Annotated in this window: 10 protein-coding genes; 5 read left to right on the top strand and 5 right to left on the bottom strand. The window is 37.5% G+C overall.

What is annotated here, in order from left to right:
• Positions 1-192 precede the first annotated feature (192 nt).
• Complete coding sequence (locus tag ACYQ3L_RS21240) at positions 193-2,352, top strand: S9 family peptidase (RefSeq protein WP_379994981.1); 2,160 nt, start codon at positions 193-195, stop codon at positions 2,350-2,352.
• A 1,320-nt stretch (positions 2,353-3,672) separates the two neighbouring features.
• On the opposite strand, the gene ACYQ3L_RS21235 is transcribed toward ACYQ3L_RS21240, so the two are convergent.
• A complete protein-coding gene (locus ACYQ3L_RS21235) occupies positions 3,673-5,478 on the bottom strand; it encodes a hypothetical protein (protein ID WP_379994983.1) in 1,806 nt (601 codons plus the stop codon).
• An 84-nt stretch (positions 5,479-5,562) separates the two neighbouring features.
• Between ACYQ3L_RS21235 and ACYQ3L_RS21230 the strand changes: the two genes are divergently transcribed.
• Positions 5,563-7,062 (top strand): IS1182 family transposase, encoded by a 1,500-nt coding sequence (locus tag ACYQ3L_RS21230; RefSeq protein WP_459952481.1) that lies wholly within the window; start codon positions 5,563-5,565, stop codon positions 7,060-7,062.
• Positions 7,063-7,206: 144 nt separating this feature from the next.
• Here the strand turns inward: ACYQ3L_RS21230 and ACYQ3L_RS21225 are convergent, their stop codons facing one another.
• Positions 7,207-9,411: an Ig-like domain-containing protein gene (locus tag ACYQ3L_RS21225; protein ID WP_379997564.1), complete on the bottom strand. Its 2,205-nt coding sequence runs from the start codon at positions 9,409-9,411 to the stop codon at positions 7,207-7,209.
• A 982-nt stretch (positions 9,412-10,393) separates the two neighbouring features.
• Here ACYQ3L_RS21225 and ACYQ3L_RS21220 point away from each other — a divergent pair.
• Genes ACYQ3L_RS21220 through ACYQ3L_RS21210 form a run of 3 tightly spaced genes read left to right on the top strand, consistent with a single transcriptional unit; the run spans position 10,394 to position 12,822 of the window.
• Entirely contained in the window at positions 10,394-11,443 is a 1,050-nt protein-coding gene (locus ACYQ3L_RS21220; protein ID WP_379997566.1) for a hypothetical protein, read from the top strand.
• Positions 11,443-12,222, top strand: coding sequence for a radical SAM protein (locus ACYQ3L_RS21215; RefSeq protein ID WP_379997568.1), 780 nt, complete (start codon positions 11,443-11,445; stop codon positions 12,220-12,222). The genes ACYQ3L_RS21220 and ACYQ3L_RS21215 overlap by 1 nt, the downstream gene beginning before the upstream one ends.
• Positions 12,223-12,267: 45 nt before the next feature.
• Positions 12,268-12,822, top strand: a complete 555-nt coding sequence (locus ACYQ3L_RS21210) for an NAD(P)H-dependent oxidoreductase (protein ID WP_291109858.1) — start codon at positions 12,268-12,270, stop codon at positions 12,820-12,822.
• A gap of 73 nt (positions 12,823-12,895) precedes the next feature.
• Here ACYQ3L_RS21210 and tsaE read toward each other — a convergent pair whose 3' ends face one another.
• From tsaE to ACYQ3L_RS21195, 3 genes are all read right to left on the bottom strand, one after another.
• Complete coding sequence (gene tsaE, locus ACYQ3L_RS21205; RefSeq protein ID WP_379997571.1) at positions 12,896-13,312, bottom strand: tRNA (adenosine(37)-N6)-threonylcarbamoyltransferase complex ATPase subunit type 1 TsaE; 417 nt, start codon at positions 13,310-13,312, stop codon at positions 12,896-12,898.
• Between the two features lie 827 nt (positions 13,313-14,139).
• Positions 14,140-17,751: an ORC-CDC6 family AAA ATPase gene (locus ACYQ3L_RS21200; protein ID WP_379997573.1), complete on the bottom strand. Its 3,612-nt coding sequence runs from the start codon at positions 17,749-17,751 to the stop codon at positions 14,140-14,142.
• Positions 17,752-17,753: 2 nt separating this feature from the next.
• Positions 17,754-18,920, bottom strand: a complete 1,167-nt coding sequence (locus ACYQ3L_RS21195; RefSeq protein ID WP_379997575.1) for a hypothetical protein — start codon at positions 18,918-18,920, stop codon at positions 17,754-17,756.
• Position 18,921 lies beyond the last annotated feature (1 nt).

Raw genomic sequence — 18,921 nt, 5'->3', positions numbered from 1 at the left:
GTAACGCAAAAGTATAACTTTTATTTCTAAAACGTTTAAAAAAATAAATTGTTCTAAAAAAAAATTAATTAACCCGCTGTACTCTTGCTGGTTCCGGCAATAACAGGCGTTCAAAGTATCAATCCGCACATGTTAAATCAATCTGCAATTTAGAAATTCACTATCTTTGTTTACCAAAAAACAGCTGTAAGTATGAAATTTATCAATTCCGTTTTTTTAGCCATAAGCATTTTGCTTCCAATGAAATCACACAGCCAAGAAATACCCCTGACATTAGAAGACCTGACGCCCGGAGGTAAAACATTCAGCAAGTATCGTGCCGAAATGCCCCGCCAACTAAGCTGGCATGGGGATAAACTGACTTACATAAAAGGAGATTCCGTTATGATTGCCCCTAATACCGACAAGGAGAAATCCCAGGTGTTGCTTAGCCTTCAGGATATTAATTCGGGAATGGGGCTCGATCAAGAAGAGTCACTGAAAAGTCTGCATACAATACAGTTTATTTCTCCGGAGTCAGACGAGATACTAATCGCCACTCCTGACAAGATATACTTATATGACTTTGTGGCAAAAAAGATAACGGCCACATTCCTCTCGTTAGATAAAATGAATAACCATGACTGGTCCGGAAAAAGCAGGATGCTTGCATATACAAAAGACAATAATCTGTATATACAGGATTCGGAGGGGAAAGAGACTGCCATAACAAGCGAAACTGATCAGGGTATCGTCTCCGGACAATCTGTCCACAGGAATGAGTTCGGTATAAACAAAGGCACATTCTGGTCTCCGGCAGGAAATCTTCTGGCATTTTACCGTATGGATGAAACTATGGTTGCCGATTATCCGTTAGTAGACATTTCGGCGCGTATCGCCAAACTGAAAGATATAAAATATCCGATGGCTGGCATGAAAAGCCACCATGTTACAGTTGGGGTTTACAATCCTGTCACACAGCAAACAGTGTATCTGAAAACAGGTACTCCTAAAGAAAAATACCTTACAAATATAGCATGGAGCCCCGATGAAAAAAGTATCTATATTGCTGAAGTCAACAGGGGACAGGATACTTGTATTGTCAGGAGTTATGACGCTGCGACGGGTAAACTGCAAACAACGCTGTTTACCGAAACCCATCCGAAATATGTGGAGCCTGAAAACCCCGTGCTATTTCTGAAAAACGACCCTTCAAAGTTCTTGTGGCAGAGCGAACGCGACGGATTCAATCATTTGTATCTTTATGATACGACCGGAAAATTATTAAAGCAAATTACTTCCGGCAGATGGGATGTTACTTCTATATTGGGATTCGACGAAAAGGGAGAGAATCTTTTTTATGTATCTACAGAAGTAAGCCCAATAGAAAAGCATATATATAGATTGAATCTGAAAACCGGGAAGAGAGAGCGGTTGTCGAAAGAAGAAGGTGTCCATGACGGCATGCTTAGTGCTTCGGGGAAATACATCTGTGACAGATATACTTCGCAGAATAACCCCGGAAAAGTGTCGGTTACAGAAACCAAACCGAATAAATCGTATATCTATTATTCTGCCAAGAACCCTTATAAAAATGTACAACTGCCTGAAATATCACTGGGTAAGTTAAAAGCGAATGACAACACGACAGACTTATATTACCGTCTGGTGAAACCACTGAATTTCGACCCGGACAAGAAATATCCCGTCATTGTTTATGTATATGGAGGGCCTCATTCACAGATGGTGGATAACTCATGGATGGGGCAAGTCAGAGGATGGGATATCTACATGGCAGAGAAAGGTTATGTGGTGTTCACGATGGACAACAGAGGTACATCGAACAGAGGAATGGATTTCGAAAATATTACGCATCGCCGGCTTGGGGTAGTGGAGACGGAAGACCAAATGACAGGTGTGGAATATCTGAAATCGTTAGCGTATGTAGATGCCGACCGGATAGGGGTGCATGGCTGGAGCTATGGCGGATTTATGACACTGAACCTGATGCTTCGCCATCCCGAAACATTTAAGGTGGGAGTAGCGGGAGGACCTGTTACTGACTGGAAATACTACGAAGTGATGTATGGCGAACGCTACATGGATAGTCCGCAGGAAAATCCGGAAGGATATAAAAATTCGAGTATGGTGGAGCGTGCCGGAGACCTTAAAGGCCGCCTGATGCTGATACATGGGGATGAAGACCCTACTGTGGTGATGCAACAAAGCCTGCAATTCCTGCACTCTGCGATCAAAAAGGGTACGCATCCCGATTTCTTCATTTATCCGGGACATGGGCATAATATGACAGGGCGCGACAGGGTACATTTACATGAACATATAACCCGTTATTTTGATGATTTTCTGAAATAGGGAACGAATCGTTTATGATATTATGGGCAATGATCATATAGAAGCCGTCTGGACTTTTCAAAAAAAGTTTCTTTTGATCTGTTTTTATTCTCTTTGTCATGTTGAATGGGTAGTCAATTGAATTGAAAATCGACGGAGTCAAAATCGCCGAAGTGAAGGCATGGCAAATATCCCCTAAAACGAGATTCTTCGTACCTCAGAAACAACGTTCGGCAGAGCGAAGCGGAGCCAATGACAAAATAATACAAAATAAAAAGTCTTGACTACTTCATAATTTTAATATATATTTTTCCGGAAAGTTTATCTATATATAAACGTTAGCTTATAGCTCTTTGAAAAAGTTTTTTTATATACCAGTTTGCTAAAAGTAATGAAAAATGTAACCTTTGTTACCTTTTAAGAAAGTTACGAGTTTGCCTCGCCTTCGCTTCGGCGAATGTTATTTCTTCGCCCTTCGGGCAGTTACGAGTTACAAATTGTTAACTGATGACTGTTTACTGTTCACTGAAACAAGTGTTACCTTTGTTACCTTTTTGACCCCGCTCGCGCAGACGCCCCGTCTATGTGTTGCGTGCCCTGTCAACAAGACACGGACTGGAAGTCCCCGCCAGCGGGGGCAGTAAGTCATAAGTTGAGAAAGTTGTATTACTGTTTACTGCTAACTGTTTACTGTTAACTGTAAAAAGTGTTACCTTTGTTACCTTAAAAGTTGTCGGAAAAAATTTCAAAAAAATTAAAACGCCATAATTAAAATTAATAAACATATATACAAATAGTTATACACACATATACCGCACTAGCATAACTCTATTTTTTTAATCATATCTTCGTTTTCTTGTTACTTTTGTTACCTATCTGTTACTTAAAAATTAAAATAATTGTTACTATATCTATTTTATGTAAAATATGCTGTTGCTTTTAATTATTATATTACTATATATCAAACAATTAAATATATATAAATCAAAAGGTAAAATAGTATTTATTTCCCTTTAATAGACCATGCGTTATTATCATATTTTCTAAAGGTTTCTGGGCAAACCTGTACAAAGTAGATAGTGGGAACATCCGGCGGGTACCGCAAGTGAGGGAGTATGCAACGTTTGATTTCTTATATAAGAAAGGCTCCTGAGGGAGCCTTCTTCATTTACCGTTTTTTCGTAATTTTATGCACATTTCCTGTTTAGACGATGTAGTCTAATCCCATTTGTTTTCTATCAAGAGCCCGGTTACAATACAGATTGAAAAGGTTATCGATTACTCTCCTGCGGCTTGGGAGTTTATTATCTGAACTTGCAGGCGATACCTGCCGATGGAGAATTAACTTTGCCACCAATCTACTGTCTTTAAATTATCAATCTTGTTCTTCACATTGTTCACAAGGCCCAACCCAATGCTTGAAGAAAGCACAAGCATATTGTAGATGTCATTTAATTTATCACGTGCCTCTACTTTTTGTTGATCATTATAAATACCTTTTCCTATTGCCTCTATTATGGTAAGGGCAATCTCCGCTATAAACGAATTCTCGAATACTTTCGGAATTCCCCCAAAAGTTTCTTCAAGTGCTTCCCATTCATAGCGCACATTCAATGCACTGAAAAAGTCTGTTATTGAACGTGCTTTATAACTATTTGCGTTACCAGTATCGTATTCTGCCAAAAGTGAATAGCTGCGTGCGCGATTATACAAACTGTAACCTTTCCAAAGCGTTTCCGCTTCGCTTGTGCCCAATTGGATTACATCTATGCAACAGCTCAATGCCGCTATGGAATGATTCAAATAGACTGTCGGAACAAATAAGGCATCAACCGCATTGTCTTTTTTGTATTCTTCGACAGTGGCCCTGCACGACAACCCGATATAATCATTCAGATAAACATTTATAACCGGATTTGTCCTCATATTCCCTGTGACGCGTTGTTGTTTAATAGCAAGTAACGTATCCGCGATATATTTATATCCTAAAAAAGTGCCATTGCCAGCCGCACGATAAGTCATGTAATCCCTAATCTGTGTTAAAATAGAGTAATACTCCGAGCTTCTGTCCTCAATCGATTGTAATGCCATATTCATCCAGACAATGCCGGGTCGCCCATGATCTTTAGGAAAATACGGAACAAATACAAGACGCTCAAAAATATAAACTATCCGTTCATCGTCATACCGGAGCGATTGGATCTCCCTAGTCCATATATCAGCAATCAGCCTGAATTTTTCAATATGGGTAATTTTATGTTCGTTATCTACATGCGTTGATTTCAGACCGGCTATTTCCCGTAACTGTTCCCCACTGAAAAGCTCCCTATAATTTACTCCATACGCCGAATCTGTCAACAGGTTAACATAGGGAACTATATGTAAACCGCCATCAATCAAACTATTACTGACTATCGTTTTTATTTCAGTATCCATATTAGCAGTAGATAACTGTAATATATGATGATTAGGAAAATCAGAGGGCAAGTCATATTGATTATTCAAGTCGTTGTGTGAAAATGTAGATATGAATTTAATTCCCTTAAAACCAAGCGTGCCCCAAATAAGTCCGGTTTCAAGAACAACATTCTGCGATGCCCGCAACTTGAAGTTCGATAGCTTTCCTCTAAATTCATCCTTTGTCAGCATCGTCTTTGTACTATAAGCATTGTCCGCTATCTTATTGATAGTCGATTGCAAAGAATCGCCCCTTAATGCATCAGGCAGGGAAAGGGCAAAGTCGTCAGGGCCCAGAAACACAAAAGCCCACACCACCCCGTAAAAATGCTGTCTAATAAATTCATCAATACCTTGTTGGTTTGCCGCTGTTCTGAAAGCGGAATCATCGCACATAACCGCTTCAACTGGATACCTTTTACCGGCATTCAAAGCGTTCAATTGGTTTATGCAAGTCATGAACCTCTCGGCAATTTCCCTTGTGGATTGCCCGTATAGCAATGCTATTTTATTATAGCTTTTTATCATAATGTACCTCCTGTCTTTTATACTTTCCCGCCCACGCACACCGTAGGTGGGATGAGTATTATATTGTTTGACTATTATTTTACATACGTTTGTTGCCAATAGACGGCAATTATCAGTTTGTCCGGAATGAGGCACAGGGGTAGCTGCCGGTGTCTGTTGCACAACTAAAAAAGAAAGAAATAAGCATTAATAAAAATTGATTATACGGTTAATTATTAGTATATTACATGAATAAATTCAATCATTATGCTAGGTAAAAAACACTACGAAGAAAAACTCTTTCTAGTCTTCAGATTGTCAGATCGGGTACCAGATAATAATTTTTATCGCCGTTTAAAGAATACGCTTGATTTATCCTTTCTCCGTAAAAAGGCTCTGCCTTATTATGGGCGGGAAGGACAAGCCAGTATTGATCCGGAAGTCTTCTTTAAACTCATGCTTATTGGCTATATAGAAAACCTAAGCTCTGACAGAAAAATCATCGAACATGCCAGTATGCGTATGGATATGCTTTACTTCTTAAACTACAATGTCGATGAACCTTTGCCTTGGCATAGTACACTAAGCCGTACACGTCAACTCTATGGTGAAGACTTATTTCTTGATGTTTTCGCTCATATACTCTACCTCTGCTTTGAAGCAGGAATGGTTGAGGGTCGTTCTCAAGCAATTGATAGTGCTTTTATTAAAGCGAATGCCTCTATGGAAAGTCTTGTCGATAAAGAAGTTCAATTAAAGGTCACAAGCTCTATGTATTATCAGGATCTATGTGCTAATGAACAAGAGCATAAATCAGGGCCTCAGTTCAATAATTCCTCTATCAAGCCATCAAATCCCAGGCATGGCCAAAATAAAAAGCGATGCAGTTCAACAGATCCGCAAGCACGGTTATCCAGGAAGCCACACAAAGCGCTAAATCTCAACTATCTTGCACAAATAAGTGTAGATACGAGTTCCCATGTTATTTGCGGTGCTTTGGCAAGCCTTGCAGACAAACGGGATTCACTTTGTTTACCTGATATCTTAGCTCAGGCAAGAACTAATTTATATCCAATGGGTATAACCATTTCCCAGGTATTGGCGGATACAAACTATAGCAGTGGACGTTCTCTCAGACATTTAGAAGATCTCAACATTCAAGGGTATATACCCTGCATGGGAAACTATCTTCCTAAAAGGACGAATTTCACTTTTCATCCGAAAGAAAATTATTACCAATGCTATAAAGGCGTAAAGCTCCCCTTTAAGTATATACGCACCGATCACCGGGATAATACCCGGACCAGAATCTATGAATCTTCCGGCAAAGATTGTAAAGACTGTTCGCTTAAAGCAGCGTGTCTTGGTAAAAAAAACTTCAAACATTTAGAAGATACCATAGACAAAGCTTACTATGATCGAATGTATCAACGTATTCATACTCCTATAGGCAAGCGAATGATAAAACTGCGTTCATCTACCGTTGAGCCTGTTTTAGGGACTCTGCTTCATTACCGGGGAATGAAAAAAGTATATACAAAAGGTATAAAGCTTGCCAATAAACATGTCTTATTAGCTTCAATGGCTTATAATATCAAGAAATTATTGTCGTACATCTTCTCCCCCGGCTTTAAGGAGGCTCGTATGTGGCTGAAAAATCTGTGTTATAAACGCACTCGTGCCTTTCTTGATGAATATGAGTATCTTTTTTATAATTTTTTCCGCTTGAATAATAATTTCCGGTTTTTTTTAATGCTTGTTTCATAAATAGTATGGTTTTAATAATTATCTAAAATTAGTTGTGCAACAGACACTGCCGTCTACCCCCGTACTGCATATCCAGATAAAAATATTGTAAAGAATATCTTTCATTCCTTACACATCTTTTTTCTGTCATTCTCCTGGGAGTTGCTAATTACGCACGCACCTCACCGACAGAGCGGCGTTGCGACTTATATCGTATCCCGGAGAGATCCCCCCCCTTTTGTCAAACCCGTAAGCACGTTCTTCCCCATTAGGAGTAGACGTCCAGTATACCGACTTAGGATTTCGTGTACTCCCCAACGCATTTATGCCGGCCCCATCGCTAAAAACAATGATGTTATCTTTAGTGTGGATCAGAACGTCGCAATTATTACCGCTAATCCTTCGATCATTGAGCACAGCTAGCCAGGGTGTTGTCGATACTTGCTTACATTCCTCATAAGTCGGTAATCGCCACCCAGTTGGACAAGGGTCATTCTCCGGAGTCCATGATGTACCTTGCGCCCCCCCCGACAAGCTGCCGCCCGCCGGCACTGATACTAAACTGTAACCTTCGGAAGTCCAACCGATTTTTCTATTCCATTGATACATCATTCCTTGATCGCTAGCACTTGTAGTAAAAGTTCCCGGAACATCCACATTTTTCGATGCCCAGGTAACACCTTTATAAGTGAATGTTGCAGAAATAGCATAAACAGTGATTTCACAGGAAACAGTTTGTCCCTTGTACGTTGCGTTAATAGTTATCGTTCCGGGAGCTTTGGCGATTACTTTTCCTTGGGAATACGGGCCTTCTACTGTAGCGATGCTTGTTTTACTACTTTGCCAGTCTACTACCTGACCAGGAGGGGTGGTAGTCGCATTTAGCGTGAATTCTTCACCTACAACCATTTGAAGTTCACTGTAATCCAATTTTATTAAAGCTACATCCGAAACCGTCACCGTACAACTTGCTGTCTTATCTCCTGCTTTTGCGGTGATAGTTGCTGTACCTTTGGCTTTTGCTGTTACCTTGCCGTTTGCATCTACAGTTGCCACGGAAGTATTGTTTGAAACCCATGTTACGGTTTTATCCGTCGCGTTGCTTGGGGTAACAGTAGCGGTCAATGTTTCCGAGTTTCCTACAGTCAGGGCAAGCGTGGTTTTGTTTAATGAAACGCTGCTAACGACTATGGTAGCATCTGAAACCGTTACCGTACAAACGGCCGTTTTATCTCCTGCTTTTGCGGTGATGGTTGCCGAACCTGCTTTCACGGCTGTTACTTTTCCGTTCGCATCGACAGTTGCCACGGAAGTATTGCTTGAAATCCATGTTACGGTTTTATCCGTTGCATTGCTTGGGGCAACGGTAGCGGTCAATGTTTCCGAGTTTCCGGCCGTCAGGGCAAGCGTGGTTTTGTTCAATGAAACGCTGGTAGGCTCAACAGTAGTAGTTTTTACGCAACGGATACTTCTTCCTATTTCTGCGGAACCACTATAGTAAACGCCTATTTCACAACTATATTCCATGAAATTAAGGCATATTGTACCAAGAGGACTGGATCCGTCGCTTCTGTGTGTATTTTTTGAATGATACGTCCCGGATTCATTAACTGCATATCGTTTTGGAATACCGTCGCTATCAGGCAGTTTGCTGGTTATATATCCGGTAGCGGGTAGAAAGATTTGGTTGGGTACAGTACCGAATATCCGTCCGACTGCTCCGCTACAAATAAAGTCGTCAGTCCATATTCCCTCACCAAGACTGCGCAATTCGTCTCTCGTTGGTATACACCATCCTGCCGGGCAAGGGTCGTTAAGGGCCTCCCAGACTACGCTTTCCGTATAAATGTTGTCATCCCATTGATTTCCTTGCGGGGCGGATGTATACGGGGCGGATGTCGACCAACCTACTTTTTTACCCCACTGATAGAACATCCCTGTACTTTCGTGTTTAGCTGCAAAAGTGCCGGGAGTATTGACATTACGTGTTGCCCATGTAACACCGTTAATAGTAACTTCCGATTTTGAAGTTTCAAAAACTATTATTTCGCAAGTGGCGGTTAGGTTATTACTTGCCTTTGCGGTAATGGTTGCCGTGCCTGAACCCTTAGCCGTAACCACACCGTTTTCCACGCTTGCGACAGTTGTATTACTGCTTTCCCATGTTAGGGTTTTATCCGTTGCATCATCAGGCAAAACAGTTGCGGTTAAAGTTTTCTGTAGCCCTACTGCGAGCGAAATAGCTGTACTGTTTAATTCAATGCTTGTAACCTCTATATTCTGCGGCTCATCCTTCCCGCAAGAGGTGAAATATACGGTTGCCGCACCTGCCAGGAGCAGCAACCGGAATACATAAAACGCTTTATTCATTTTTTTTGTAGAATTTTAAATTTGCATTGTCTTTTTTTAATCTATAAAAACATGTGTCCCGCATGTTGCTGCTTGTATATCTCACATACACACATAAAAAAAGCGTGGACAAAACTACAATTATCTGTTCATGAGGTCTTCGACTACCTGTCCACCAAATAAATGAGTAAAGCCCACGCCATAGCGTGAGCATCATTGCTTTACTCTTGGTGGAGCTGAAATTGTCGAAGTTTCATGAACCAGAATACAAGCTAGACGCTTTTTCCAATATATCTTAAAATGTGCGTAGTTTTACGCTTTATACCATAGGCAAATTTTTTTTTAATCCTTAATTTTTACAAAAATAGTAATATCTTTCTGACCGTGCGCATTTTACAGGCAGTTTTTAACGGCATATATACTTATTGCCTTTATACATAGTCGTTTGCCTATATTATATCCACTTTCCCGCCGAGTGTGGAGGCGATTTAAGTATGTTTATGCCTTAAACTTTTATACGGTAGATGGCCACAATATCTATGAGCAAAAAAAATAGTCAGGATAAACTACAGACAGTCGCCATGTGGATTTTATAATGAGCATATGGTTTTGATATTGTTTTTTTTAATTTATAAAATCTATTAAATACAATCTATAATAGACAACATATATACGGTGTGATTATTTCAATTATCTTTTTTTATCTCTCGGCTATTGCCTGTATAATGATGTCACGGAAAGCAAAAGAATAGTAGTTGCTAATATCGGAAAAGAAATGTATCTTTACACAATCAATCTTACCTAGCGAATGTTGTTTTCCGCATTTTTGTTACCCATTTGTTACTCACCATTTCTAAAAAATAGGTTTATGTGTTTATTATCAGTTTGTTACGAAAGTGATTTACCTTTATTACCTTTTAACAGTTACAGGTTGTTTACTGTTTGCTGCTAACTATTTACTGTAAATATTGTCAGATTTGTCAACTTTTTTAAAATATTGATGATGGAAAACCAGTTTAAAGAAACCAATATGGGAGAGGCATCCCTGATAGAAAGCATTCGTCTGCGCCCTGCAATGTACACAGGCAGCACAGAGGGAAAAGGTATCTGCACAATGATAGAACATTTCATTCTCGATTTAATGTCCTCAGCGAAAATGGAAGAGGTGGATATCGAACTGGCATCGGACGGCACGGTTCATATCACATCATCAGCCATAGACGTAGATTCCCTCATTAAAAAACTCGGACTTCTGAAGAAAGCAGGCAATCCCGGCACACAAAAAAACATTCTGGATCTGGCTGTGATTTTAGGCCTGAGCCGGTCGGCAAAGATAGAAGTATATAACGGGGGAAAGATCCATACGCTTTTATCCCAAAACAATCTATTCGAAATTAGTATAGAAGAAGGCTATCTGAGGGAAGACCTTATTATCGATTTTATTCCCGACAGCGAAATATTCAAGACAACGGATATCGATTTTGAATATCTTTGTTCCGTATTCCGAAAAACAGCCTGCCTCAATCCCCAGATAAGAATCAATTTTAGCGATAATCTGCATAATGACTTCCAGCAATGTATATTCCACTATCCCAAAGGAATATTTCACAGGATGGACTTACTTATTATGGAACGTTCTGTAAACGAACCCTCTTTCCGGCTAGACATAGAAAAGGAACACAACGGATTTCAGTACAAAATATCCATAGCGCTTCCCGACTACACGGCAACCGCTTATATCCAGTCTTTTGCTGGAGATACAGAAACTTACAATCACGGGTCTCTCGTCGACGGGGTCAAGAAAGGGATCATACGATTTATAAGAGATTATACAGATCAGGAGGTCTGTACGGACAATTCCGGGCTTATACTTATCGCATCCGTATCGGGAATGCAACTCACCTATGGCGGCTCGTTGAAAATCAGGTTGGAACAACCCGAAATAGAGAAAGCTGCCGAAGAGATTGTTTACAAAGAATTAACGGACTACATGGAATCCGACAGGGAGAAAGTCCGTAAATTTGCAGAAAGATTTAAAGACAAAGTAAACTAATGTCAACTATATTATTCCACGAAATAGTTTTCGGCCCTATACACAGCCGGCGTCTGGGCAGTTCGCTGGGGATGAACCTCCTCCCCTACGACGGCAAGCTGTGCTCATTCGACTGTATCTACTGTGAATGCGGATACAACAAAGATTTCAGAACGAGAACAAAACTACCCGGCCGCGAAAATGTAAAGGCTGCGCTGGAAGATAAACTGATCCGTCTCCGGGAAGAAAATACCGATATTGACGTTATCACCTTCGCAGGAAACGGAGAGCCGACTATGCATCCTCAATTTGCGGGGATCATAGACGATACGATAGAATTACGGGACAAATACTTCCCCAAAGCAAAGATCAGCGTACTGTCCAACGCCATGCATGCCGGAAAGCAAAAGGTTTTTGACGCGCTGGAAAAAGTAGACAACAATATACTCAAGCTCGATTCGGGGATACTGGAAACTATACGCCTGATAGATCGCCCCAACTCGCCGGAATACAGTGTCGAGAAACAAAAGGAACTGTTTAAGCGTTTCAACGGCAATTTTATTATGCAAACAATGTTTGTAACAGGCAGTCACGACGGAAAAACCGTGGACAATACTACAGAAGAGGAAATATCGGCATGGCTGCAAGTGGTAAAAGAAACAAATCCGCGCGAAGTGATGATTTACACAATCGACAGGGAAACACCCGAAAAGAACCTTGAGAAAGTTTCCGTGGAGAAATTAAAGGAAATCGCAAAGCGTATCGAAGAATTAGGAATAAAGGTCAATGTTGCAGGTTAAGCTGCATCGGCTATTAACTCTATATAATAAATTTTAAACAGGATAATGGTAACAATCGTATTCAGCCATCCATGGCATGGTAGCTTCAACAAGGCTATTTTAGACACAATCACTTCTAAATTCGAACAAGAGAACAAAGCATATCAGGTAATAGACCTTACCAAAGACGGATTCAATCCATCGTTTTCAGAAGCGGAGCTCGCGGTATATAACCAGGGAAAAGCAATCGACCCCCTTGTATTGAAATATCAGGAAATGCTGAAGAATTCCGGAGAGATCATATTCATGTATCCTATTTGGTGGGGAACAATGCCTGCAATACTGAAAGGCTTTTTCGATAAAGTGCTGCTCCAAGGCTTTGCTTTCAGCTACGAGAATGGATGGACTCCATTGCTTAAAATAGGACGGACTACAGTAATCACAACATCGGAGAGTGCCGGTGAAACATTTAAGCCTTTCGTTCAGGATTATTTTATTCCTAACATGCTCTATTCGGTAGGTATCAACAATGCCACATGGCTCAATTGCGAACATACCTCCACAGGTACGGATGAGATGCGAAAAGACTTCCTCAAGAAAGTGGAAGCTGCGGTGATATAAGAAAAGCTTACAATACAAAGGGACAGGCTACTATACAGCCTGCCCCTTCTTATCTTCTATAAAGAACCGGACATTAAGCGCCGACTACTACACTCCTGCTACCATCTTCCAGCGCTTTGATACTGACATTCACCGTATCGGTCGGCAACAGGTTCTCAATCAGTTCGGGCCATTCGATAAAGCAAAGGCTGCCACTGTAGAAATAATCTTCGTAGCCGAAATCGAAAGCCTCTTCCACTTTGTTGATCCGGTAGAAGTCGAAATGGTAGATCAGTTCCCCGCTATCGGAACGGTATTCGTTGACTATAGCAAACGTAGGACTGTTTATAGTATCTGACACACCCAACTTCCCGCAGATGGCTTTGATAAAGGTAGTCTTTCCCGCGCCCATTTCGCCTCGGAATGCAAAAACAGTATTATCTCCCATCGCCTTTACGAATTCGGTCGCGGCCTGATCTATGTCCTCTAGTGATTTTATTGTAATATTCATATCTAATCATCATTAATTTGATTACAAAGATATATTTTGTCTTGCATTCTTTATGCTTTTTTACGCTTATCTCCTTATTTTATTTGATGAAGTTTAAATAAAATTATCTATATGGAAAGAGGGAATTATAAGAATGAAAAAAAGCGACAAAAAGAAGAAATCTTCAATTTGTCGCTCTCAGTGCGGATGAAGGCAGCAGAACCTGCTTTATAACCGTCTATATTATAACAATTTAGTTTTCCTTCAAAATCGCTTGGCTACGAATTGGCTATGACCTCAACGTAGTGTTCTACAACGTTTTGCAGAAGAGATGTTTTAATGAGATAAAGATAGTGTAATTATTATGAAAGTGAACCTTGTTTATTGGAGTATCTAAAAAAAATAATTACTTTTTTGACAAAGACAATCTTGGATATGTGAATAAAATTAGTGCAAGATGTCTTATAATCCTCTTTCACATGTATTAACAAGACTACAATTCATTTCATATATAATCAGATTGTCATGCCATGAGAATTTATATTAAGTATTATAACTTGTTTAGATGTTTAGATTCAATTTTTCGAGAAAATTCACAAAAACAAAAGGATCCTGAAATTCTATTTTTTCATTATCCCATTTATATCGATACAGAATGCATAACCTAACAATGAAAATCAGAAATCTTAGAAAAAATTCACCAGACCATAAGATACTGAAAAATTTATTTTCATATTAATATGGAAATAATAATAAAATAAGTCATTTGTAGGTTAAATTACTCGTTATCAAAAACCTGATAAATCCTTCCTGTTTTCTTATATATTGAAACGACTATATTAATTACACTAACTTCGATCAAATGTAATAATAGAATAAATATAGGTATCTGAAGTCCCAGAGGAGAACGCATTTGATTTCCATTCTTGTGGTCTAATATACCAACAGTTATTTATCTTATTTTTAGTAGCAAAAATTCCAGCACATAGTGTTTCAACTTTAGATCCAGTCAAAGCAATATCAAAATTGCAACCTTCTTGCAAATAATATTTTTGATAAAACATAGTCATAACTTTCAAAACTTCATGTTGATTTTCAGTATCAATATCTCTTATTTCCGTTTCTATAGATGAATATTTATCTTGAATTACTTTTGCTGATAATCTAGCTAACTTACTTCTATAGTCCTCTTTTATAGGATTAATAATTAAGATTTTCTCATATTGTTTTTGGTCAAGAAATGTCAGCATCCTTTCAAATTTAGGAGAACTAAAGCAAAGTATTACTCGTGAGTTAGATTCATCCGTATCAGTTGAGTATATTCTTTCGATTGAATAAGGCTTCAGTTCCCCTAATTCAATATTTTCTGTTACTGCTTTTAAAACCTCCGTCGCCTGTTCCTGTCTATCTACAATCTCTTTCAAATCTTCATCAGAAGGAGATAAAATCTTTGCATCTGTCTCAAGGACAGCGATTTTATCAATGTTATTCTTTGCCATTGTGATCAACCTAAATATCATTGATTTAGATAAACCTGAAATATCAATTATTGTTCTCAAAGAAAAATCGATACTTTCAATTTCATCAATATCTAGAAATACAACATTTTTTTTCGATTGGATTAAAGTCTTTTTTATGTCATCAAACCTCCCTTCTTCTAATTTATGCTTAATGGCATATATTTTAGTGATATTCGAGTGGTTAATTACTTTCATCAGAGATTCATAGGTTCTATCTTCAAATCCTATTCCTAGCACATATTGTTGAAAATTATTTATTGCATTACTATCAAAAAGCGATTTATCTAAAGTGATCCTGTTTTCGGAGATAAAGAAGTTCTCAATTTCTCGATTTTCCTCTTTAGAGTCGACAAAATCTAAAGAAGCTTGAGATCCCGCATTTCTTGTCACTTCATTAAAACCATAAGAGGCTTCATCAGAATCTACATCCTCTATTATTTTATTTTTAAGTAATATTTTTTCTCCCTCTTGAGGATTTCTTAGCCATGTTTCCAATTCCGAGCCACTTAATTCAAATCTATCCGATTGAGAAATACCTATAAAGTTGGTCAAACCTAAAAGTTTTCTAAATGCTAATTTAAATTGTAATAACGGATTTGTATCATTTCCAGTCGTTCTCGGAGCGAGAGGACTACCATCGTATATGAAAATCCCAGCATCTACCAAACTCCGTAATTTATCAATTTGAAATTCCTGGTCTCCTGAAGTAATCTTCACATAAATAGAATTATACTGTCTAAGCCTTCCAGAACCTTTAGACTCCAAAAGTAATTTATATGAAGCTTTGGCAAATGTCAAAACAAAATCTTTCAAGTCATTCTTGTTTCTATCTAAATCAAATAACTTGTTTGCACTAACATTTTGGTAAACTTTATTTTGTATTTCTATTTTCAACGGAGTGTGAGGATTATTTTTATATTCCTCTAACATTAGGTTATAAATATGTATGATATCTCCAATATCTCCGACACACACTTTAGAAAGCATCGTGACACCATGGTAAAATTGTTTTTTATTTTTCTTATTTGCACCTGTCTTGGTTATATTTAGTGCAATTTCTCTAAGAGAGACATCCCCTAAAAGATATATAGGATGAGGGTAACTATTAGAATCTTTAGAAATAAGTCTATTCCTCTTCTCCAAAATATCAACGACGAAATTTTTATTATTTCTAATTTGTTCATTCACCAAATTACCCAAATCAAATGTTTGTAAGTCTCTTCCTATCCTTGTTTTTTCCTGATTACCAGGAGAAAAAAGAATGGCATTTAATGTCTGCGCTTCAGTAGTAATTTTAAAAGCACATTTAGAACTTTGAAAAATAAATGTAGAGATAATCTGTATTATATTTTCCTGGTTTAGATATCTTGTGGATACATCGTCTAATAAATAATAGATTTTATGATTTAATAATATAGGACTACAACTTGTAATAGCTGTGGAGAGATCCTCAAATACAGCAGGAGCGGCTGTAGAAATTAAAATTTCATTCCCGTCATTCTTCTCTAACAAATTAATTTTCTTAATTAAAATATCTTCCAACTCTTTATCAGAATTGATAGCAGATAAATTAAGATTACTAACTTTTGAATTTATTTCATTTAGTAAGGTTTCAAAATAAAGGTCTACAACCGAATTATCCTCTATCTTTTTTAACGTTCTCAAAGTTCTTAGTGCCTCCAAGGAAAATCTTAAGTATATCCTTTCCAAAGGCTTATATATTTCCTCATCTTTTTTACCGACGACATCCAATAACTTATTTGCATTAATATACAATCCTATAAACCCGTCATTTACGATTCTGTTCACAATTCCATTAGACCCTTTGTTTGAATATTGATCGGAATTTGAAGAACTAATACGAGAATAAAAAGTTAATCCCAATAATAAAATGGTTTTTCCACAGCCTCTCATACCATAAATAATAAGAGGACCTGCTTTAACTGACTCATTAAAGAATTTATTGTCAGGATCTACAAATATAGCAGGTACATAATTGGGTTTCAGCGATTGAGCATTGTATGCATAATCAAAGCTTTTAAGAGAAAATGTTTCATTCCATGGGTCTACAACATGACGATAAGTGCTTTTTATATCATAAATAAGATCATCAAACTTAGGAAGTCTTGTATTCGTTACTTTTTGACTTAATAATTTACCATAATTTTCAAAATGGGAAAGTATTCGACTTTCTTTATCAGTTAATTCTTCTTTATTCTCTTCTTTTCTTGCAATAAACCGTTTAGACAAGTCCTGAATACTCTTACCAATCCAATTTATGTCTCCTAATCTAGTTTCGGAGCTTTGTGTTCCGTCTGAAGTCGAATTTAAGTCTATAACTTTTAATCTGATTGAATTATCAATTTGGTCTACTCGTTTTGTTCCTTGACTAAGGGTTGAAACCAAAATATTTCCTGGGTGTAAATCATTGTGACTTTTACCATTATTTTTTAAGACCTCAAGAATTTCTAATAAATCTATAACTATCTGAGTCAATTTCTCAATAGAAATATCAGAATCCATCTCCTTTTTTAATGGGATTCCATCAACATAATCAAGCACACAAACATGACAAGGAATAACAGTTCCTTTAAAATCAACATCTTCATCAAAATAGTCATGAATCTCAACTATATGCTCATTATCAAGTTGTGAATGTTGATTACATTCATTTTCGAAGTTCTTGCCAAATAATTCATAAATCTTTTTAGGTATTATTTTTAATACTCTCTTTTTAGGTATTCTTTCTTTAGAAGTTGCTATATAGGTTGCTCCATAAAAACCTCTTGCAATAGATTTTTCTAATTTAAATCCATTGACCTCTGTTGGAAGTAAATCAAGGGGAAAACCATAATTCATCCCACATTTTGGACATTTATCAAACAATTCTTTTTCAGTATAGTCTTTTTTAGGACAGTTAAAGCAGCAGTATTTATCCATTCCTAGTCTATTATAATAAATTTATTTAATTCGTTTTTAAAATATTCCAAATCATTCTCAACAACTCTGAATGTCAATACAGCTTCATTTTTTGAAATATGTTCATTCTGATTTTTGAAAAAAATTAATCCACAAGGGTCTGGAAATTCATGATCTTTGTCGCTATATTTGTTTTGAATTTTAACAATTGTATCCCTCATTTTCATCATATCAATGCTAAGAATACCTGACTTGTTAGCTGAGAACTCATATATATGTGAGTCTCTCGTCTTTTGTACAACATTTTCAAAAGAATCAATACTACCTCCTTGACATTCTATATTTTCCGTAAAATTTTTTATAATTATACTTTTTAACTCAGGTGATTCTATCTTATGATTTGTAAGAGTACTAACCATTTCTCTACAATCATGTTCAATGTGATGATTTAGCCAATTATTCTTAGTATCCAAGAAGTATTCATGGATCGCCAGAAGAGATTCACCTCTCCCTATATATGGCTGAAGCAATCTTGTATTATCTGAAAAATAAAATGTACTGTTTATTCCCAGTAAACTACTTACTAACTTAAAATTATCGGAGAGCTTTCTGGCTTCCTCCAAAGAACTGCCAAAATTACCAAAATGGGAATATCGAATATCTAAACATACATTCTTGATGTCAACAGCTACTTTTTTAGATAATAAGCTTGCTATTACTAATCCGGGAACATTCTTAAAATTATTTTCACTCCTATATTTAAAAAGTTTACTGTCTAAAGGAGCAAAGTGATTATTAGAGATAAAATGACAATATTGTGTTTTGTCAATTATCTCATATATTTCCTCTTTAGAAAGCTTTAAATTATATCCTTGAATTTGAGCCAAAACATCAATACCTCCAGCAGGCCTTCCAATTATTCCTAATTTAGGTACAGCAAAATACTCTTTAAGAATTAAAGGACTAATTATAGTCGACAATGATGAAGGCCCTCCTGTTGACGGAATATCAGCGGTATTGAGATTAGGAAAATTTAATTTATCTCCGCTCTGAGCTAGAGTATTAGCAAGATCTGCAATCTTGTTTTTGTCGAATATTATATTTTTAATGATAGAACATAACTCCTCCATACTCTCATCGGCAAGAGTCGACTGGAGATCTTTCAATATCGAGTAAAAATTTTTTGCCATA

Source organism: Dysgonomonas termitidis, from assembly GCF_054657735.1.
The sequence above is the reverse complement of the archived record's forward strand: the minus strand, read 5'-3'. Positions and strand labels throughout refer to the sequence as shown.

What these genes read in the sequence shown, in the direction of transcription:
- ACYQ3L_RS21240 (WP_379994981.1), top strand. Translation starts at nt 193, where the DNA reads ATGAAATTTATCAATTCCGTTTTTTTAGCCATAAGCATTTTGCTTCCA.
- ACYQ3L_RS21230 (WP_459952481.1), top strand. Translation starts at nt 5,563, where the DNA reads ATGCTAGGTAAAAAACACTACGAAGAAAAACTCTTTCTAGTCTTCAGA.
- ACYQ3L_RS21225 (WP_379997564.1), bottom strand. Translation starts at nt 9,411, where the DNA reads ATGAATAAAGCGTTTTATGTATTCCGGTTGCTGCTCCTGGCAGGTGCG.
- ACYQ3L_RS21220 (WP_379997566.1), top strand. Translation starts at nt 10,394, where the DNA reads ATGGAAAACCAGTTTAAAGAAACCAATATGGGAGAGGCATCCCTGATA.
- ACYQ3L_RS21215 (WP_379997568.1), top strand. Translation starts at nt 11,443, where the DNA reads ATGTCAACTATATTATTCCACGAAATAGTTTTCGGCCCTATACACAGC.
- ACYQ3L_RS21210 (WP_291109858.1), top strand. Translation starts at nt 12,268, where the DNA reads ATGGTAACAATCGTATTCAGCCATCCATGGCATGGTAGCTTCAACAAG.
- tsaE (WP_379997571.1), bottom strand. Translation starts at nt 13,312, where the DNA reads ATGAATATTACAATAAAATCACTAGAGGACATAGATCAGGCCGCGACC.
- ACYQ3L_RS21200 (WP_379997573.1), bottom strand. Translation starts at nt 17,751, where the DNA reads ATGGATAAATACTGCTGCTTTAACTGTCCTAAAAAAGACTATACTGAA.
- ACYQ3L_RS21195 (WP_379997575.1), bottom strand. Translation starts at nt 18,920, where the DNA reads ATGGCAAAAAATTTTTACTCGATATTGAAAGATCTCCAGTCGACTCTT.